Raw genomic sequence first — 4312 nt, forward strand, 5'->3', positions numbered from 1 at the left:
ATCCTCGACCTGCTCGGCCCGCGGCCCGATGCCGTGATCACCAGCCAGTGGACACCGATCAAACTGGGGGATCTGGCCGGAGCCAGTAACCCTGGCCTGCGCGAGTTCGAGACGCAACTGATCGAACAGGAGCAACAAGTCCGCGCCAGCGCAGCGGCCAACGAAGGCAAGGCAGTGATCAGCTTCACTCAGCCGTCACTGCGCCTGAGCACCTTTGGCAGCGACCCGACACTGGTGGAGGAAGACAACGGCCACTTCATCGTCCCCATGAATGCCGAGTTGACCAGGTACTGGGACATGGTCGAATCGCGTCTGTACAACCTGCGCCACAACCTGACCCTGGATGGCAAACCCTTGTCTCTGCCGCTGTTTGCCGCGCCTCTGGACCCTCGCGCCCTGCTCGCCGCCTACGCCAATGGCGCCACCGAAGGCGGTGCGGGCAGCCTGCTGGCCCAGGAAATTCCGCACTACCGCTACGCGGTGATGTTCAACCGGGCAAGTAGCGCAGTGGATAACCTGATCCAGTTCGGCAATACCCTGCTGTCGATCATCGAACGCAAGGAACAAGGGCAGTTGATGGAACTGCAACAGCAGCAGGTCTGGGAATTCGCGCAGTACGCCATCGACTTGCAGCTGGAGGCGCAGAAGGTCGAAATCGAAGCGCGCAAGGCGCTGCAAGCCGGCAAAGCCATAGCCGATGCCCGGGCCAGCTTCTACAGCAAACTGGCGGAAGAAAACGTCACTGACACAGAGATCATTGCTGCTGCATCCCATATGGGTGCCAAGGTGTTCAGCGGGGTGGCGGCCATCTCGTCAACTGCCGCCGCGGCGATGAAAGTAGTTCCCAACCATGGGGGAGCTCATGGTGGCCTGATTGGCGGGATGGCCGTCGGAGCAGCGGCAGGCGGCGCTGTAGGTGGTTTTGAAATAGAGGGCATTCCCGAGATGGTCGCCATCGGCGCGCAAGCTCTCGCCACACTCGAAGATAGTATCGGTGACGCTCTGGAACGAGCGGAAATATTACGCCGCCGCCAGCAGGAGTGGGTTAATGCATACCAACAGGCGCATCTGGAATCCGAACAGATCGTCGCACAACTGGCCGTGCATGACGCCCAGGCTCGCGTCACCGCCTTGCAGTTGCGTCAGGCTCAGGAAGCCAGACTGCAGGCCGAAGTCGTTTATGCATTTCTCAACAAACGCTTTACCAATAGCCAGCTGTACCAATGGCTCAACGGCCAGTTCTCGACTTTTTACTATCAGGCCTACGACGCCACGTTCTCTTTGTGCCTGGCCGCCCAAGCCTGTTGGCAATACGAAATTGCCGACTACTCCACCACTTTCATTCAGCCCGCCGCCTGGAAAGACACCTGGCGTGGCCTGACCGCCGGCGAATCGCTCAAGCTGGACCTGTTGCGCATGGATGCGGCGTACCTGGCACGCAACGACCGCAAGCTGGAAATCCTCAAGACGGTGTCGGTGAAGCAGTTGCCTGTCTCCACCGAAGAAGAGCCCAGCATCAACGTCGGCTGGGATGCCGTGGTCGCCCGTCTGGCAGAGGAAGGCATCGCCGAATTCGAAATCACCCAGGCGATGCTCGACGCCGACTATCCCGGCCACTACCTGCGCCGCATCAAGCGCGTCAGCGTTTCGCTGCCGGTGACCGTCGGCCCTTATCAGGACATTCGCGCCACCCTCACGCAAACCTATAACGCCGTGCAGATGAATGGCCCGCAAGGGGCACCGAAGGAAAACATGCGCGCCAGCCAGCAGATTGCAGTGTCGACCGGCGTCGACGACGACGGCCTGTTCGTTTTCAACTTCGATGACGAGCGTTACCTGCCCTTTGAAGGCACCGGAGCAATTTCACGCTGGGCCTTGAAGTTCAGTGCCAGCCAGGAGGACATGATCGCTGCGATTACCGACATCATCGTCCACGTGCGCTACACCGCGAAAAGCCGCTAATGAAGACGTCAGTAATGCCGTCATGGCGGCCAATAGCTGAGTACTGAACGAACGGATCTTCATCAATTGCCATGGAGGCTCCAAATATGTCTCGCTCCATTGATAGCCAGCTCAACGAATCCTTTCGGGATGCACTGGTCGCTTATTACCTGGGTGAGGTGGTTCCCAATTCCCCTTTACTGAGGAGTCTGGGTCTGGACCAACGCCTGAAAACTGCCAACGATCTGTATGAGTTTTTCCTGATCGACAATCAGGTCATCAATGAAGTCGAAACCAGTTACGTGGCCTCAGCCATCGGCAGTATTCAGCAGTTCATCAACGGAACATTGATGGGCATGGAGCCCGGCTATGACCTGTTGCAACCCACCGAAGCAAACTTCGTCGAATGGCGCGAGCGCAGCAGCCAGTACCCGATCTGGGCCGCCAACATGCAACTGGCGCTCTACCCGGAAACCTTCATTTCCCCGGCCTTGCGGTTGAAGAAATCCGGTTACTTCAAAAATCTGGAAAACGATATCAACCAGAACAAGATCAGTATCGATACGACACAGGAAGCCGTGAAGTCCTACCTCGCCAGTTTCGAGGAAGTGGCGAACCTGACCATCATCAATGGTTATATCGATACGGAGCGTTTTGCTGAAGGCAAGTATTACTTCATTGGCAAGTCTCGCGCCGAGAATATCTATTACTGGCGCACGGTCGATATGAACGAGCGGGCCTACAAGGAAGGCACTGAAGGCCCCAAACACGACTACCCGACGCCTGGTGCATGGTCGGACTGGAAGCGGGCAGAAATCGGGGTCAATGCCAATACTCTGGAGCGCACCCTTCGCCCGGTATTTTTCAATAACCGGCTGTTCGTGACCTGGGTGGATATGATTCCTGTGTCGGAAGAGATTGAAGTCACACTGCCAACAGAAAGTATCAAACCCGGTACAGATGGCAGCATTCCCATTATTCCGCCACCCCCACCGACATCCAACCCCAAGGTGCGCCTGCTCTTCAATATCTCGTACAAGAAATATGATGACTCCTGGAGCGCACCACTGATTTACATGGACATCACGTCACTCAAAACTTTTACCCGGGCAGGCAAGACGGTCAACCTTGAAAACGATCTGAACAGCATTGCCGTGTTTGATCTTTCAGCTTCACCGGAATCCCTGTTTATCGCGATCTATGCCGGTGAACATCTGGTCAGTGGTGATATGGACGGATCCACCTCAGATTACGCACTGCTTGAAACCGCGTTAATTGACAAAAACTTCAATAAGGAAAGATCGTTTCCCAAAGACGGTTTTGTCGATGACAACTATGACAGTACAAAAGCCGAACCTAATGAAAATCAAATTCGTAAAATCTGTTGGGCACTGGCACTGAAGAACAAGGGGAATTTTCAGTTTACGTGGAATATCCGTATCGGATTCAAAACTGTAAAAACAACTGCTCCCACACCCGAGAGCCCGTGGTGGAATTATGAAAGCCTTCAAGAAAAAATAGAAAACATGGAGCCAAAATACTCCCCGACCATTGACTATGCACTCTCAACAATCAGACTTACTACGGCCATAAGCTCCGACATACAAATACCCATCGAGACTATGGATATCGAATTCACCAATGATACCATGGGTGTATGGAAACTCACGCTAGTACTCGCACCTCGCGAAGAAGGACTGGTGAGACTTGCTACAGGATCCACACTTCATATAGAGCCATTAGTCAGCCTGGAAAGTCACATCTCGTTCGACATGCTTTACAACAATGAAGAGCTGTTTTTAGGGCTTATGAACTTTCTGCTCGACCCTGACCACTCGCATTACAGTGTCAAGACTGTCGCGGGCAAGGTAACTACAGTAGATCTTGAAAACGGGTTTGTCATGCCCAGCACCATTGATATTCTAATGGGTAACACGGCCATTGACCCAACACTCATAACATCAGGATGTATAAACCTGCTGGACTCCGAAACAACACACACCTACAGCGCATCTTATGGGCCACTGGAAGGATATACACACTACAGTTTAAATCAAGAGTTCATGATACCTCTGGACATGAAGCTTCCATACGCCGACCAAAAAAAAATCAAATACAGTGCCCCCCAAGACTCGTTAATCAGCCCGAGTCTTTTCACCGTTGATATACCTTTTGACAAGTCTACCCTGCTCCCAAAACTGGAAGGCACCACATTTATCGAAAACCAAAAAAAATTCTATATAACTCATGGAACAGGAGTAGATGAAAAAAGCTCGGGGGAGAGTGTAGGTGACGCAATGAAGTCCACCGAAATAGAACTCACCTGGGAATCCGAAGGCGGCGTCGACCCTATCGCCCCCAAAATCAACAA

At 53.5% G+C, this 4312-nt stretch carries 2 protein-coding genes; both read left to right on the top strand.

Annotated features, from left to right (window positions below; all coding sequences use genetic code 11):
• The coding region (locus JL015_RS27415) for a Tc toxin subunit A-related protein (RefSeq protein WP_445177114.1) at positions 1-1962 on the top strand (1962 nt) is incomplete at its 5' end.
• 86 nt (positions 1963-2048) lie between these two features.
• Positions 2049-4312: neuraminidase-like domain-containing protein (locus tag JL015_RS27420; RefSeq protein WP_268939684.1), on the top strand; the 2264-nt coding region annotated here is incomplete at its 3' end.

Origin of the sequence: Pseudomonas cichorii, from assembly GCF_015471405.1 — a bacterium.
Classification (GTDB): domain Bacteria; phylum Pseudomonadota; class Gammaproteobacteria; order Pseudomonadales; family Pseudomonadaceae; genus Aquipseudomonas; species Aquipseudomonas serbiensis.